This is a genomic window from Sorangium sp. So ce176 (assembly GCF_051519835.1).
In the GTDB taxonomy this organism is placed as follows: Bacteria; Myxococcota_A; Polyangia; order Polyangiales; family Polyangiaceae; genus Sorangium; species Sorangium cellulosum_G.
In genome coordinates, this window is sequence record NZ_CP150371.1 from 5,284,681 (window position 1) to 5,299,567 (window position 14,887).

The window sequence follows — 14,887 nt, forward strand, 5'->3', positions numbered from 1 at the left end:
GTCCGCGGATGGAGCGCGCGTGCAGCCTATCATTCACCGCGGCGCCGGGGTCGATTTCCTCGCGCGCGCGCCGCCCACGTCCATCGCGCCCCGCGCGTCGCCCACGTCCATCGCCCCCCGCGCCGCCCTCGCTCCCCTGCGCGCGCTGCCCCGCGGTGCCCGGAACGCGCCCGCCGCGCCGTCCGCCCTGCCTGGGCGGGACCGGCAGGCAGCCTCGTCAAAAAAGACCGGGCATGAAATAAACAGGAGGTGCGGGCGAAGAGTGGGTATGAGCACACGCACCTCACGGTTCGCTGTCGCGCTCACGGGCAGCCTGCTCGTGGGTTGTGGCGACAGCGCGACACGTCCGGCCGCGGATCCTGTCGCTCGAGGGGCGGCCGCCTGCCTCCCGGGGGACACGAGCGCGAGGGCCGAGATGAAGGTTTACACGTTCTTCGGCGCCGCCGGGGCGCAGAGCCGGGTCGAGCGACGGATCCGGCCGGATGGGTCGGAGACCCTCTCCAGCGAGACCCGCCCGTCGTCTCGCGCGGAGCCCAGCAGGGGCCCTGCAGCGGGCGGCGCGCTCCCGCCCGGCGGCGTCCTGCGCGAGTACGCCGAGCTCGACGCCTCGGGCCGCCTCGTCTACGCGGACGTCTCGCTCAGCGACGCCGCCGGCGTCGTGAAGCGGATGATCCTCGATCCGCAGCACGGCGCCGCGCTGCTCCGCCGCGCCGGCCTCGCGTCGGGCTTCGTCCGGATCCCGACAGGCGAGGCCACCATCTACGCGCCGGTGAGCTCGACGGTGACCCCCGTCGCGGCGTGGGTCGCTCGGCGGGCGGCGCAGGCAGCGCCGAGCATCCACCTGTTCGACCACGTCGCCGCCGCCAGCCACGAAATACTGAGCGACCAGCTCGTCGTCGAGGACGGCCGCGACACGTTCGTTGTTCTCGGCGACGCGGCGCTGTCGGTGGATGACGAGTTCATCACCTCCCTCCCCCTCGGCGAGGTGGCCGCGGAGCCGACGGCCTGCGAGGTGGGTGGGAATCGAGCTGCCGCGTCCTGGCGCTCCGGATGAGCCCCCCCGCGGACGGGCTGGCGCTCCGTGAGAGCCTTCACGGCCGACACCGAGGAGCGGCGATCGCCGTCCTCGGTGTCCTCCGCGGCGCGCATCTTCCACGCGCCTGGCGATCTTCTCGCCCGTCGCGCCTCTCGCGCGCCTCGACCGTCTGCGGTCCGCGCGTCCGGCGGTTCAGCGCGTCGTGTAGTTGACGTCGACCTTGTACGTGCTGGCCACGTACGCGTTCACGAGCAGGAAGGCCTGGGACTGCCCTTCCGGGACGGTCAGCTCGCAGAGCTCGTCCGCGCCGTCGAGGTAAGGACGGCAGTCGAACGTGCTCAGCGTGGGCTCCTCGCCGAACCGCACGTAGAGATCGGGGTCGCCGGTGCCGCTCAACACGGCCTGGAACGACGTGCCCGGGACGACGGCGATCGGCCCGTGGGGCGCTGTCTGCCGGCGCGCGAGGGATCCCTCGAAGCTCGTCGACGTCGGGGTGCCGTCGCCGGCCGCGGGCTCCCCCGGGGCGGAGTAGCTCACCTCGATGTCGTAGGTCGAGCCCGTGTAGCCGTGCACCTTGATGAAGGCCCTCGTCTCGCCTTCGGGGACCTCGAGCGTGCAGGTCTCGTTGGCGTCGCTGAGGTAAGGCCGGCAATCGAACGACCTCGCCGTCGGCGCAGAGCCGAACTTCACGAAGAGATCGGGATCTCCGGTCCCGGTCATGACGACGGTGAAGGTCGTCCCGGGCACGACCTCGATCCCGTCGGCCGGCCCGACCGGATCGAACGCCCCTCGCGCGACACGGCCGCTGAACGTCTCGGTGACCGGCGTCCCGCCGCCGCCGCCGCCATCGCCGCCGCCGCCATCGCCGCCGCCGCCATCGCCGCCGCCGCCATCGCCGCCGCCGCCATCGCCGCCGCCGATGGGACCGCCGTAGAGCGACTGAACGCCTTCGATGTCCTTCGACGTGAGGTTGAGCGTCCTGTCGCCGGTGCCGTTGCACTGGGGATAGTGCATGACCGACGCTCCGTCGTACTCCGTGAGGGCGCGCCAGTTGTTGTCCTCGAAGCAGGTGCCGGCCTCAGGACGGGTGTGCTCGTGCCGGAAACCGAGGACGTGCCCCAGCTCGTGGCGGAGAATGCCGGTCAGCGTGGGCTGCGTGCTGCCGAAAGCTGTCCTGTCGATGAGCACGTTCCGCGTCGACCTCGACTGGCCGGGGAAGAAGGCGCGCGCCAGGTACTGGCCGCCCGCGTTCACGGGGTTCACGTCGAACAGGACGCTGCTGGAGCTCGACGTGCAGCTCGAGTCGGCCGACACCACGTGAAGGAAGTCGACGTCGGCGATCTCCTCCCACGCCCGGACAGCCTCCTCCATCGCCGCCACGACCGTCTCGTACCTGCTCCCGAAATTCGTGCTCACGCAGTAGGTGAGATCGCGCCGCTGCTCCGTCGTCCAGATAGCGTCTCTCCGGCCTGACTGGTTGACGAGCAGCGCACCATCGCGCACATGCGCCTCCCAGAACTCGCGCAGATGCTTGATATCGACGACAGGCGTGTCCCCGTTAACAATGTAGACGCCGCTGTCAGCCTCGCGGAAGACGCTCCGCTCGAAGTCGTCAAATCCCAGCTGATTGGTGCCGACTGCCTCGGTGTTGGCGTCGCCGACGTCTGCCGAGCAACCAGCCACAACGGCGGTCAAACCAGCGACCACCACTGCGAACTTACGGATGACCACATTGCTCTGGTGCGGCTTTGCAGGATGCATTGGAGGCTCCTTTCGGGGGCGGCGAATCACGCTGTCCACGCGAACTCGGTGAGACCCAAATGCCTTAACTCAAATTGACCCTCAGTCGGATAGCCAAATCTGACCGGCGTTCATAAAAAGGGTTCCGGATTGTAAAAAATTTCGAACGGAGCGTACTCGGTTCTCCCTTCACGAGAAAATTCCTGCGTCACGAGATGCGAGCGGGTCGACTCGAACAGACACACTGGAAAATCACACCTCTTGAGTTCGAGCAACGCGCACTTGCACGGCGACAAGCATCGGGATTTTCCTGCCTGGGTTGCGTAGATGAAAGCCGCGGCGCGCATGTCTGCAACGCGGCGGCGGCGGCGGCGCTGCGCGCGGCGCGAAGAAACGCGGCCGCGCGCGCGGAAACCGCGGCAAGCGAAGGCGCAGCGTCGCGCCGTCAACCGGCGCTGTCGCGCCGCAGATGCAACCGCGATGCGACAGCCGAGGCGCCGCGCGCTGGCGACCACCGGCTTGATGACCAACGTTCATCTCAGAGCATTGGCGCGTCCAGCGCTCGTCCACGACCGCGCGCGGCACGTCGCAGATCGCGGCGACTGTCGCGCCGTGATCGCGGCGTCGAGGAGGCGCCGATCGAGCTGGTCTCAGCCGGCCGTGACGTCGATGCGCGCACGCGTCGCCGGCGTCGGGCGCGTCCGGCGCTCGAGGTGCGCGCGCGTGCTCGCGATCCACATCGCCCCGACGTGCCTGCGAGCGCCGCCGATGTGCTCGAGGGGATCGTCCTGATGCGCTCCACCAGCGCGCCTCGACGGGCTTCGGGAGATCGTCCCGACGCGCTCTGCATGCTCCACCCGACGCGCGCCGCGCCGCGGCCGCTGCTCGCGAGCGCGATCCGCGCCTGCAGCTCACGCTCGGCGAGCGAGCACGCCGCAGAGGGGCGCGAGCGAGCGCGCAGCGCGAGCGAGCGACGCTCCGCGCGCGATGTGCTCCGCAACCGCGTCGTCCTCGGCGGCGTCGCCGAGGACGACGCGCGCGGCGCGCTCCGCACCGTCGCGGCGGTGCGGAGCGCGCGCCGGATCGCCGCGACCGCGCGAGGGTGGCGAGGTCGAGACCCCGTCGCGCGGCAGCTCAGCCGCGCGCGGACAGGATCCGGCTGAACGCCTCGCCGACCGCGCGCGCGAGCTCGACCATCCGGCGCGAGCCGCTCGAGGCGTCGATGACCCGATCGGCGACAAGGATCATCGCGGGCCGGCCGACGACCTGGACCGAGACGGCGGCGACGTCGAGGCTCGGGTTGACCATGACGTCGAGCAGCGGGGCGTGGGTGGGCGTGCCGGGGATAGGACCCACGTAGAGGTGGGTCGCCACCGCCGTGGCGAGGACGCTCGGCTGGTCCATCGGAAGGGTGAGCTTCCGCAGCGCCTCCTGGTCGCCGAACTCCGCGTTGCAGGCGAAGCCCCGGAACACCCCGCGGTGCGCGGCGAAGATGGCGACGCGCACCGCGAGCAGGCGCAGCCCCCGCAGCGCGAGCCGGACGACGTCGTCGCGCGTGCGCGCGAGGTAGAGCGCGTCGATGACGTCGCTCAGATCGACGAAGGGCTGCGGCGGCGGATCGTCGTCGAGCGCCTCGGAGAGCTCCGGCTCGGGCGCGGGGGGCAGCGCCGGGAGCCGCCCGGAGCGCCTGTTCGACGGCAACGCGGCGCTCTCCGGACGGCCATCGCCGCGCGCCGAGAGGCCCTCCGCGTCGGCGGAGCCCCGGCGCGCCGACGACGGCGCGAGCCCGGAGGCCGCGTCGAGCGGCAACCGGCCGAGGCGCCGCGTCGAGGGCGCCGGCTCCCGCCCGGCGCCTTCCGACCCGCTGCTGGGGCCGGGCGAGCTCTGGGGCAGGATCGAGGCGAGCAGCTTGAACGGAGGGGAGATCTCGACCGGCGGGGGCGGCGGGAACGAGACGGCAGGCGGCTCTGTCGCCCGGGCGCGCATCGCGGCCCCGCCCGCGCCGGGCTCGGCGTCCAGCGGGCGGCGGGCGGCGGACGAGAAGGAGGACGAGGCGCGCGCGACGGGCGCGGCCTTGGCGTGGCGGAGCGGCAGGATGGGGTCCTCCTGCGCCGGGGGCGCGTCGGCCAGCAAGGCGTGACCGTTGTGCGCCCGGCCACGGCGACCCGCGGGGGTGACCTCCGGCTCGGCCAGGATCGGCTCGTCGAAGGACGGCACCGAGGCGCGCCGGATGAGCGGGATCGGCACCTCGGACGACGGCGGCGGCGGGATGGTCGACTGCGGCGCGCCGTGCGGGAATGCCGGGGTTGCCCGGCGCGAGCGGACCGGGACCTGCTCGCGCTCGTCGAGCTCCAGGGCGCGGATCGCCTCCTCGATCGCCGTGATCGGCGCGCGGACGATCCGCACCGGCGCGCCCAGGTGGAAGCTGAACTCGTCGGCGATGTGGCGATCGAGCGGATCGGCGGCGGCGACGTCGACGGTGCCGACGCCGGGGTCGACGCGGATCGGGACGGCGCCGAGGCGGCGGCACATGGCGCGCGGCAGGCGCGCGACGAGCTCGCGGGCGCCGACGACCTGCCGCAACGCGAGGCCGCCGCGGCGATCGAGCTCCTCCTCCAGGGCGCGCTCGCTGATCGCCGCGCGATCGATGAGGGCGCGAGGGAACGAGATGCCCCGCAGGACCGCCACAAAGAGGGCGGCTTCGACCTCAGCCTTGGAGACGGCGCCGGCGGAGATGAGGAGGCGGCCCAGGTCTAGCGACACTCGCGCCACGATACCAGAAAGGACGCTGCCAGCGCGCGGCGCGCTGTCGCGAGCGGCGCCGGGGCCTCGGGACGCCGGTCGGCAGATCCTTCTATAAGGAGCGCGCGCGGGATGAACGGGCAGGTCGCGTGCGCGAGCGCGCCTCACGCATCGCGCCGCGCCAGGGAAGCCCGGCGGCCGGCGGCGCGAGGGTGCCCGCCGGGCGAGCTCACGTGATCACGCCGGGCGCCCCCGGAGGAGCCGTGGTGATCGATCCGACAACAGCCCTCGGAGAGGGCGGCGAAGCCTCGAGTCCTCAGCGGGAGAACTGAAAGACAACCTCGCTCTGCCTCACGAGACCCAGGTTGTCGCGGGCGATCCGCTCCACCGCGGTCGGGTCGTCGCGGAGGCGCGCCACCCTGCCGCGGAGCGCCTCGATCTGCCTCCCGAGCTCGGCGTTCTCCTCCTCGACGTCGGCGAGCTCTCTCTCGAGCTCCCGCAGGCGCGGCAGGCCGTGAGGCGAGAAGATCATGATCGGAGCGCCCACCACCGCCACGATCAGCACCGCGATGGGGAGGGTCCGCTCCAGGAACTGCGCTATTCGACGCACAGACATCCGCTCGCACGTCACCGGCAATCTTGTCAACTTTCCTCCAACGTTCCTGCAACTCCGCGTTGACTCCCACCGGCGCTCGCCCGGTCAGCCAGCCGGCGCTGCGCGCGCAGCGCCGCGCGCCCTGCTGAAGGTGTCCCGGTCGACCGCAGCGGGCACGTCGCGCGCGTCCGCGCCGCGACCACCACCTGCGCCGCCAGCGACACCGGACGTCGTCGAAGGTCGCATGGCGCCGCAAGCTTCGCTAGCATGACGCACGCCCGCCGTCCGGCAGGTCCGCAGCGCCGCGCGCACGCCGGCACGAGGGCTCGGCCCGAGGAGACCCATGTCCATTGATATCGTCCGAGGCGAGCTCGAGCGCCTCTTCTCGCTTGATGAAATGATGGCCCTGTCGTCCGACCTCCTCGGCTTCAACCCGGCCGACATCGGCGGCGGCGCCTCCAAGGCCTCCTTCGCACGCGCGCTCACGGACCATTGCGTCGAGGTCGATGCCATCGAGGCGTTGATCGACGCCGTCATCGCCTCGCGCGCCGAGGTCGACGCCCGCGTCCGCGCCCTCGGCGCCCAGGGGCTCAGCCTGCCCGAGGAGATCGCGGCCGGCGAGACGTTCGGGGATTTCGTCATCACGAGAAAAATCGGCGAGGGACCGCGGGGCCTCGTCTACGCGGCGACCCGGGGCACCGAGCCGCGGACGCTCAAGGTGCTCCGGCGCGAGGCGACGCGCGATAGCCGGGCGGTGCGCAGGTTCCTCACCCACGTCCGCCTGGCCGGGCAGGTGCGCCACGAGAACCTGGCGAGCGGCGTCGAGGCCGGGCTCGTGGGCGGCCGCGCGTTCGTGGCGTACACGCACATCGACGGGCTGCCGCTCTCGGCGCGCCTCGCGCGGTCGGGGCCGCTCCACATCAACGAGGCCAGGCCGCTGCTCCTCGGGATCCTGAGCGGGCTCGCCGCGCTGCACGCCCAGCGCCTCGTCCACGGCGCGCTCAAGCTGGAGAACGTCATCGTCGCCCGCGACGAGGACGGGCAGCCGCTGCCCGTCCTCGTCGACGTGGGCGGCGACCGGCTCGGCGCCGGGTGGTCGAGCCCTGAGCTCGTCAGGACCGCGAACCCCGAGCAGCTGCGCGGCGAGGCCGCGGGCCCGCCGAGCGATCTTTACGCCTTCGGCGTGCTGCTCTTCGAGCTCCTCACGGGCAAGCCCGTGTTCTCCGGCGCGGCCGCGGTCGACGTCGCCGTCGCGCACCTCACCGAGCCGCCTCCCGCGCCGAGCGCGGCCGCGCCGCGCGGGTGGGTCGGCAAGGACGTCGACGAGCTCTCGGCGCGCCTGCTCGCCAAGACGGCCGACGCCCGGCCGAGGGAGGCGCGCGCGGCGCTCGACGCGGTCGAGCTGCTCGGCAGGCCGCCGCAGAAGGGGGCGACGATCAGCGAGGCGCAGCTCGACGAGCTCATCGATCGGCTGGTCGCGAGCCCGACCGACGCGGATCTCGCGCTCGCGGTCGAGGCGACAGTCGACCAGGGGGCCCCCCCGGGGCGCGTGGCGGAGGCGCTCGCGATGGCCGCCGATCAGGCCGACGCGGGCGAGGCCGGCGCCGAGGCGGCCGCGGCGAAGAAGCTCCTGCGCTTCCGGGCGGCCCGGATCTACGAGAAGGGCGAGCTCCACGACAAGGCGGAGGCCATCTACGCGGGCCTGCTCGAGCGCGATCCCGGCGACGACATCGCGTTCAGCGCGCTCGAGGAGCTCCGCAAGGCGCTGGGCAAGCACGAGGAGCTCGTGGAGATGCTCCTCCAGCGCAGCGAGAAGGCCGAGAGCGCGGGCGAGCGCGCCCGGGCGATGAACGCGATCGGGCACCTCTACGTGCGGGAGCTCGACGACAAGGACCAGGGGGTGTTCGCGTTCGCCCAGGCGCTCGCCCAGGACCCCGAGCAGGACGCGTACGCCGTCGACCTCGAGCGCGCGGCCGGCAGCGACATGAAGATATGGGCCGAGGCGCTCCAGATCCTGAGCCAGGCGAGCACCGACGAGGCGATGGCCCCGGAGCCGAAGATCGCGCTCTTCAACCGGCTCGGGCCCTGGTACGCGGAGAAGGTCGCGCGGGCGGACCTCGGGATCCCGTGCTTCCAGTTCGTGCTCGGGCTCGACCCGGCGAACGAGAAGGCGCTGGAGGGGCTCGCGCAGGTCTACCGCCGCGCCCAGCAGTGGCAGGAGCTCGTCCAGGTGCTGCTCTCGCGGGCCGACCGCGCCGCGACCCCCGGCGAGGCGCGCGACCTCCGCGCCGCGGCCGCCGAGCTCCTCGAGACGAAGCTGAGCGACGCGGGCCGCGCGCGCGACCTGTACGAGCAGATCTTCGCCGAGGACCCCGGGCACGCGAGGACGTGCGACGCGCTGCTCAGGATCTACCGGCGCGCCGAGGACCACGCCGGCTACGCGAAGATCCTCGAGCGGCGCGCGGAGGCGCTGCGGGGCGAGGAGCGCGTCGAGGCGATGTGCAAGCTCGCCGAGCTCTACGAGGACCGGCTCGGCGATCTGAGCGAGGCGACGCGCCGCTACGAGGCGGCGCTCGAGCTCGATCCGACAAGCCTCACCGCCCTGCGCGGGCTCGACCGTATCTACAGCCGCGCCGGGCGCTACAAGGAGCTCCTCCGGAACCTGGAGCGGCAGATCGACGTCAGCGCCACGCCGCGCCAGAAGATCAACCTCCACGAGCGGATCGCGGGCCTCTACGACGAGGAGTTCCTCGACCACGCGAAGGCGGCCGAGGCCCTCGAGGCGATCCTCCGGATCGACGGCGCGCACGAGGGCTCGCTCGCCGCGCTCGGGCGGCACTACCGCGCCCTCGAGCGGTGGGAGGACGTGGTGGCGCTCTACGAGCGGCAGCTCGGCATCGTCGCCGACGACAAGCGCCGCGAGGAGATCCTGCTCGCGATGGGGCGCGTGCTGCTCGAGCAGATCGGCTCGCCCGAGCGCGCCCGCAAGGCGTACGAGCGGGTGCTCGCGATCGACCCGCACCACGCCGGCGCGCTCGAGTCGCTGGCGCACGTCCGGGCCGCGACAGGCGACGCGGCGGCGGCGCTCAGCGCCATCGAGTCGCTCGCGACGACGGCCAAGACCGCGGAGAGCCGGGCCGATCTCTGGATCCGGGCGGCGAAGATGCTCGAGGAGAAGGGCGACCGGGACGGGGCGATCGAGCGCTACAAGATGGCCCTCGACGCGCAGCCGCACAGCGCGGGCGCGAGCTCGGCGCTCCGCGCTGCCTACCTCGCCCGGGGCGACGCGACGAGCGCCGTCGAGCTCATCGCGCGCGAGGCCGAGGCCGCCGAGGGCAACCTCGCGAAGGCCCGGCTCTACGGCGAGATGGCGCTCCTGCTCCGGGAGCGCCTGAAGGACGACGCGCGCGCCGCGGAGTCGGCCACGCGGGCGGTCGACCTCGACCCGACCAGCGTGCTGGGGCTCATGATCTCGGGCGACCTCGCGTTCGAGGCGGGCCGCTTCCTCGAGGCGGCGCGGCACTACGAGTCGCTGGCGAACCGGGTCGACGCGCTCCCGAGGGAGCAGGGGCTCAAGCTGCTCTTCCGCTACGTCGACGCGCTCAGCAAGAGCGGATCGAGCGGCAAGGCGATCGGCACCGTGCAGGCGCTGCTGGCGCTCGCGCCCGACGATCCGGCGGCGATCTCGCGCGCCGCGAAGGTCAACCTCGACGCGGGCCGGGCCAGGGAGGCCGCGGAGCTCTACGAGGGGCTCGTGGGGCGCTTCGGCGCCGGCCTCCCGGAGCAGGAGCGGGCGGACGCCCTGCTGCGGCTCGGCGAGGCGAGGCTCGCGGCCGGCGACCCGGGCGGCGCGGTCGAGCCGCTGAACGAGGCCGCCGATCTCCTCCCGGAGTCCCCTGCCCCGCTCGCCCTGCTCTCCAGGGTCTTCGAGGCCAAGGGGGACTGGGAAGAGGTCGTGCGCCTCAAGCACCGGCGGCTCGACGTGGTGGCCGGCGACGAGCGGAGCGCGCTCTTGCTCGAGATCGGCGACCTGCTGGCGACGCACCTGAGCGACCGGACGCGCGCCGCGAAGAGCTACGTGGCCGCGCTCGACGAGCGCCCGGACGACCGGAAGATCCTCACCAAGCTGATGCAGCTCTACAGCGAGGAGAAGGACTGGTCGAAGCTCATCGACATCGTCCTGAAGCTCGCGGCCAAGATCGACGACCGGCGGCAGAAGGCGAAGTACCTGCACACAGCGGCGATCGTGAGCGCGCGGCAGCTCGGCGATCTCGACCGGGCCGCCCGGTTCTACGACGAGGTGCTCGAGCTCGACCCGTCCCTGACCCGCGCGCTGGCGGAGGCGATCGAGCTCCGCGGCGAGAAGGGCGACCACGAGGACGTGGAGCGCCTGCTCAAGGTCGAGCTCGACCGGGCGACCGAGGAGAACGACACGGCGAAGATGCTCGAGACGTTCGACCGGCTGGGCGCCCTCTACAAGGACAAGCTCGGCTGGATGAGCGACGCGATCGACGCCTGCGAGGCGGCGCAGACGCTCGATCCGGACAACGACGAGCGGAACGAGCTCCTCGCGAGCCTCTACGCGAGCGACCCTGCGCAGTACCTGGACAAGGCGGTGGCGGCGCAGCTCCCGATCTTGCGGCGCAACCCGTACCGGCCGGACGCGTACCGGCTGCTGCGGAAGCTGTACACCGAGACGAAGCGGGCCGACGCCGCCTTCTGCCTTTGCCAGGCGCTCTGCTGCCTGAACGCGGCCGAGCCGGACGAGGAGCGCTTCTTCCGGCGCCTGCGCCCGGACAACGTCGCCGCCGCGCAGCAGCCGCTCGACGAGGAGGGGTGGACGACCGGGCTCACCCACCCGGACGCTGACCCGCTCCTGACCGCCATCTTCGGCGTCATCGAGCCGGCCGTGCTGAGGAAGAATGGGCAGCCCCTCGAGGAGCTCGGCTACCAGCTCGCCTACCAGATCGACCTCGCGCGCCACCCCTACCCGATGTCGCAGACGCTCAATTATGCCGCGGGCGTGCTCGGCCTGGAGCCCCCGCTGACGTTCCAGAACCCGAACGACGGCGGGGGCGTCTCGTTCCTCCACGCGCACGTGCCGGCGATCGTGCTCGGCGCGGCGGCGCTCCAGATGGAGCTGCCGACCCAGGCCGCGGCGTTCATCGCCGCCCGCCACCTCACCTACTACCGGCCGGGCATGTACCTCCGCCACCTGGTGCCGACGGGCACCGGCCTGCGCGCCTGGCTGTTCGCGGCGATCAAGCTGATCTCGCCCACGTTCCCGATCACGAAGGAGCTGGAGGGGCCGGTGATGGAGAACCTGTCGGTCCTCGACCCGATCATCGTCGGGCCGGCGCGCGATCAGCTCGCGAGCATCGTGACCAAGCTCCTCCAGGCCGGCGCCATCGACCTGAAGCGCTGGGTGTCCGGGATCGACCTGACCGCCGACCGCGCCGGGTTCCTCCTCGCCAACGATCTCGAGCTGGCGCAGGAAATGATCAAGGCGGCGGACGACGCGAGCGCCGCCGTGCCCCAGAAGGATCGGCTTAAGGAGCTCCTGCTCTACGCCGTCAGCGAGGAGTACTTCGCGGTCCGGCAGCGGCTCGGGATCAACGTCGACAGCTGAGCGCCGCGCGCTCGATCCCGGCCCGGAGCCCGCCCTCTCGCCCGCAGGGCTGCCCCGGCGGCGCGGCGCCGCCGCGGGCGCCGTCCGGCGGCGCGTGCTAGCTGGATCAGCCTCGATCCAGCCCCAGGGAAGTCGCTCTCGGCAGACTTCCGCACCGGACTGGTTGACGGATAAATCCCCAAATTGCTAGGCTGCGGGCCGGCATTAGGCCCCTTTGGATCGTATGTTAGCTCGCCGCAGCGTGGCAGCGGGCAGCCTGAGCGATTGTGTGAAAGCACGCCCATGGCGGCAAAGAAGACCCGAAAAACTTCGAAAAAAGACCGGAAGAGAGCGACCAAGGCGAGCGCGGCGAGCTCGAGGCGATCTGCCTCGACAGCGCGGACGCGGAAGGCGAAACCCGCCGCCCGATCGACCGCGCGCAAGCCGAAGCGGAAAGCCGTGGCCTCTCGTCCTGCTGCGCGACGTACCTCGGCCGTGAAGGCGGCAAAGCGCCGGAAAGCGACGACAAAACGGGCAACCACCCGCAAACCGGCGGCCCCGGCGCGGCGCAAGGCAACGCGCACACCGGCGCGGGCGACCCGCACGACCGCCAGGAAGAAATCGGCGGCCGCGAAGGCGAAGAAGTCGACGCGCGCCGCCGCGAAGCGGACCGGCGCGGCGAAGGCGAGGAAGACCGCCGCCAAGACGAAGGCGAGGTCGACGCGCGCCGCCGCCAAGCTGAGGACCACCAAGGCCAGGGCGAAGGCCAGGGCGACAAAGGTCAAGGCGAGGGCGGCGAAGGCCAGGGCGACGAAGGCCAAGGCGACGCGGGCGAAGACCGCGCGGGCCAGGGTCGCGAAGGCCAGGGTGACGCGGGCCAGGGCCGCGAAGCCGAAGCCGAGGGCGGCGAAGCCGAGGGCGGCCGCCGGGCGGGCGCGGAGCGCGAAGGCCGCGAAGAAGCGGGTCGTGCGGGCCAAGGTGACGAAGCCGAGGCTCGCGCGGGTCAAGGCGACGAAGCCGAGGCTCGCGCGGGTCAAGGCCGCGAAGCCGAGGCTTCTCCGGAGGAAGGTCGCCGCGCGCTCCGAGCGGGTGCTCGCGGCGCCGGCGGCCGAGCCCACGAAGCTCCGGAAGAAGAAGAAGCTGAGGTCCGTCGAGGAGCCGAAGCTCAAGGAACGGCTGAAGCTCAGGGACGGAAGGGAGCAGGCCGCGCCGGTCGAGGCGGAGCGCCCGCGCCGGACGAGCGACAAGCCGCAGCGCGCCAGCGACAAGCCGCAGCGCGCCAGCGACAGGCCGCAACGCGCCAGCGACAAGCCGCAGCGCGCCAGCGACAGGCCGCAGCGCGCCAGCGACAGGCCGCAGCGCGCCAGCGACAGGCCCGTTTCCGAGAGGAAGAGCGTGCGGCCGGGCGGGGCCAAGGGGAAGGGCGCGGCGGCGATCGAACGCCGGCCGGGTCGCGTCCCGCTCCGGGAGCCGCCGCGGGTCGTCACGCTACCGCTGCCGATGCTGCCGCCCCCGCGGCGGGCCACCATCGAGGAGCGCAGCGCGATCATCGAGCAGCGGCTGAACGCGCAAACGGAGGATTTCCGGAGGCGCTACATCGACAGCCTCGATATGTCGTGGATTTACCACGACAGCGCGCTCGAGGGCGTTGTCTACACGTTCGACGAGCTACGCGCGGCGCTCAGCGGTCCGGCGCCGCTCGTGACGGACTCGAGCCTTCAGCCGACGTACGATGACATCCGGCGCCACAAGGAGGCCATTGCCTATGTGCGCGAGCAGGGCGAGAACAAGCGGGCGCCGGTCACCATCGACTGCGTGAAGAAGCTGTACCTGATCCTCCATCCGGAGGAGGGGGACATCAAGACGGTGAAATACCGCAAGGATATCCCCCAGCACCGGCTCTACTTCCACGAGTACGCGCCGCCGGACAAGATCGCCTACAAGGTGCGGCAGATCATCGACTGGCTTAACGACCCCGAGACGCGGAAGACGCGGAACGGCATCCGGATCGCGGCGCGCGCGCACTACGATCTGCTCCGGGTCTATCCGTTCCCGAACGACAGCGGCAAGGTCGCGAGGCTGTTCATGAACATGCTGCTGCTCCGCACCGGCCTGCCCCCGTCGATCATCCACTCGACCGAGCGGCAGCGCTACTACGAGGCGCTGAAGGGCTCGGCGACGACGGTGCTGCAGATGGTGCAGGAGTCGGTGGAGAACGCCCTCGCGAGCGTCGAGAAGCTCCTCGATGAGCATGAGACGCGGAAGCGCGCCTTCGTCAGCTGAGACATCGCAGCGCGGCCCCGCGCAGGGCGCGGCTCCCGCAGGGCGGAGCGCGCGCCGCCCGCCCGGGGCCGCCGCGGCCCCGCGCAGGGCGGCCGCGCCGAGCGCCGCCGCGGCTCGGCCGGCGCCGGCGCGCGCGCGGCCGAGCACCGCCGCGGCTCCGCCGGCGCGCGCGCGGCCGAGCACGCCGCCCGAGGCCACGTTCGCGAAGCTGCGCGCGCTGCACCCGGACGCGCACTGCGAGCTCGATCACGGATCGGCGTTCGAGCTGCTCGTGGCGACCGTGCTGAGCGCCCAGACGACGGACGTGCTGGTCAACAAGGTGACGCCGCACCTGTTCGGCGCCTACCCCGACGCCCGCTCGCTCGCCGGCGCCGAGCCCGCCGAGATCGCCGCGCTCCTCCGGCGGCTCGGGATGGGCATGTTCAACCAGAAGGCCAGGAACATCGTGGGGCTCGCGCGGGGCCTCATCGAGCGTCACGGCGGCGAGGTGCCGAGGACGCTCGCCGAGCTCGTCAAGCTGCCTGGCGTCGGGCGCAAGACAGCGAATGTTGTGCTCGGCGTCGCCTTCGGAGCGCCGGAAGGCGTGGTGGTCGATACCCACGTGCAGCGCCTGGCGCAGCGGCTCGGCTGGACGAAGAGCGACAAGCCGGAGCAGATCGAGCGCGATCTCGGGGCGCTCTTCCCGCAGCGTGACCGGGATATGCTGTCCCACACACTGGTCTTCCACGGCCGCCGCATCTGCTTCGCCAGGAAGCCGGCGTGCGGAGGCTGCGGGATCAGCGACGCGTGCCCCAGCGCGTTTCGCGCGGAGAACGTGGGGCGCAAGCCGCCGCGCCCGCCTCGCCGCCGCGACGCGCAGCCGTGAGCGCCGCCACCCGCGCTG

10 protein-coding genes are annotated in these 14,887 nt (G+C 72.4%); 5 read left to right on the plus strand and 5 right to left on the minus strand.

Annotated elements, in window-relative coordinates:
- The first annotated feature begins 268 nt into the window (after positions 1-268).
- Positions 269-1,054 (plus strand): hypothetical protein, encoded by a 786-nt coding sequence (locus WMF42_RS19765; RefSeq protein ID WP_155798423.1) that lies wholly within the window; start codon positions 269-271, stop codon positions 1,052-1,054.
- A 174-nt stretch (positions 1,055-1,228) separates the two neighbouring features.
- On the opposite strand, the gene WMF42_RS19770 is transcribed toward WMF42_RS19765, so the two are convergent.
- Together WMF42_RS19770 and WMF42_RS19775 are read right to left on the minus strand one after the other, a co-directional pair.
- The gene (locus WMF42_RS19770; protein WP_437693527.1) at positions 1,229-2,797 is read right to left on the minus strand and encodes a pre-peptidase C-terminal domain-containing protein; all 1,569 of its coding nucleotides are present in this window, start codon (positions 2,795-2,797) and stop codon (positions 1,229-1,231) included.
- Positions 2,798-2,907: 110 nt separating this feature from the next.
- Entirely contained in the window at positions 2,908-3,306 is a 399-nt protein-coding gene (locus WMF42_RS19775) for a hypothetical protein (RefSeq protein WP_437693529.1), read from the minus strand.
- Positions 3,307-3,624: 318 nt separating this feature from the next.
- Between WMF42_RS19775 and WMF42_RS19780 the strand changes: the two genes are divergently transcribed.
- Positions 3,625-3,939 carry a hypothetical protein gene (locus WMF42_RS19780; protein WP_437693531.1) on the plus strand — a complete coding sequence of 105 codons (315 nt, stop codon included), beginning with the start codon at positions 3,625-3,627 and terminating at the stop codon, positions 3,937-3,939.
- Here WMF42_RS19780 and WMF42_RS19785 read toward each other — a convergent pair.
- The gene (locus WMF42_RS19785; RefSeq protein ID WP_437693533.1) at positions 3,911-5,539 is read right to left on the minus strand and encodes a hypothetical protein; all 1,629 of its coding nucleotides are present in this window, start codon (positions 5,537-5,539) and stop codon (positions 3,911-3,913) included. The two genes, WMF42_RS19780 and WMF42_RS19785, sit on opposite strands and share 29 nt — an antisense overlap.
- 295 nt (positions 5,540-5,834) lie before the next feature.
- Entirely contained in the window at positions 5,835-6,134 is a 300-nt protein-coding gene (locus WMF42_RS19790) for an FtsB family cell division protein (protein WP_061608507.1), read from the minus strand.
- Between the two features lie 322 nt (positions 6,135-6,456).
- On the opposite strand from WMF42_RS19790, the gene WMF42_RS19795 reads away from it, so the two are divergent.
- Positions 6,457-11,742, plus strand: coding sequence for a protein kinase domain-containing protein (locus WMF42_RS19795; protein ID WP_437693535.1), 5,286 nt, complete (start codon positions 6,457-6,459; stop codon positions 11,740-11,742).
- Here WMF42_RS19795 and WMF42_RS19800 read toward each other — a convergent pair.
- Positions 11,679-12,728, minus strand: a complete 1,050-nt coding sequence (locus WMF42_RS19800; protein ID WP_437693537.1) for a hypothetical protein — start codon at positions 12,726-12,728, stop codon at positions 11,679-11,681. The two genes, WMF42_RS19795 and WMF42_RS19800, sit on opposite strands and share 64 nt — an antisense overlap.
- Here WMF42_RS19800 and WMF42_RS19805 point away from each other — a divergent pair.
- Together WMF42_RS19805 and nth are read left to right on the plus strand one after the other, a co-directional pair.
- Entirely contained in the window at positions 12,688-14,004 is a 1,317-nt protein-coding gene (locus WMF42_RS19805; protein WP_437693539.1) for a Fic family protein, read from the plus strand. The two genes, WMF42_RS19800 and WMF42_RS19805, sit on opposite strands and share 41 nt — an antisense overlap.
- Positions 13,967-14,869 carry an endonuclease III gene (gene nth / locus WMF42_RS19810; RefSeq protein ID WP_437693541.1) on the plus strand — a complete coding sequence of 301 codons (903 nt, stop codon included), beginning with the start codon at positions 13,967-13,969 and terminating at the stop codon, positions 14,867-14,869. Before WMF42_RS19805 ends, nth begins: the two co-directional genes overlap by 38 nt.
- Positions 14,870-14,887: the final 18 nt, after the last annotated feature.

Bases quoted from the DNA above. Each gene is read 5' to 3' on its own strand.
- WMF42_RS19770 (WP_437693527.1), bottom strand. From the start codon at position 2,797: ATGCATCCTGCAAAGCCGCACCAGAGCAATGTGGTCATCCGTAAGTTC.
- WMF42_RS19780 (WP_437693531.1), top strand. From the start codon at position 3,625: ATGCTCCACCCGACGCGCGCCGCGCCGCGGCCGCTGCTCGCGAGCGCG.
- WMF42_RS19790 (WP_061608507.1), bottom strand. From the start codon at position 6,134: ATGTCTGTGCGTCGAATAGCGCAGTTCCTGGAGCGGACCCTCCCCATC.
- WMF42_RS19795 (WP_437693535.1), top strand. From the start codon at position 6,457: ATGTCCATTGATATCGTCCGAGGCGAGCTCGAGCGCCTCTTCTCGCTT.
- WMF42_RS19765 (WP_155798423.1), top strand. From the start codon at position 269: ATGAGCACACGCACCTCACGGTTCGCTGTCGCGCTCACGGGCAGCCTG.
- nth (WP_437693541.1), top strand. From the start codon at position 13,967: ATGAGCATGAGACGCGGAAGCGCGCCTTCGTCAGCTGAGACATCGCAG.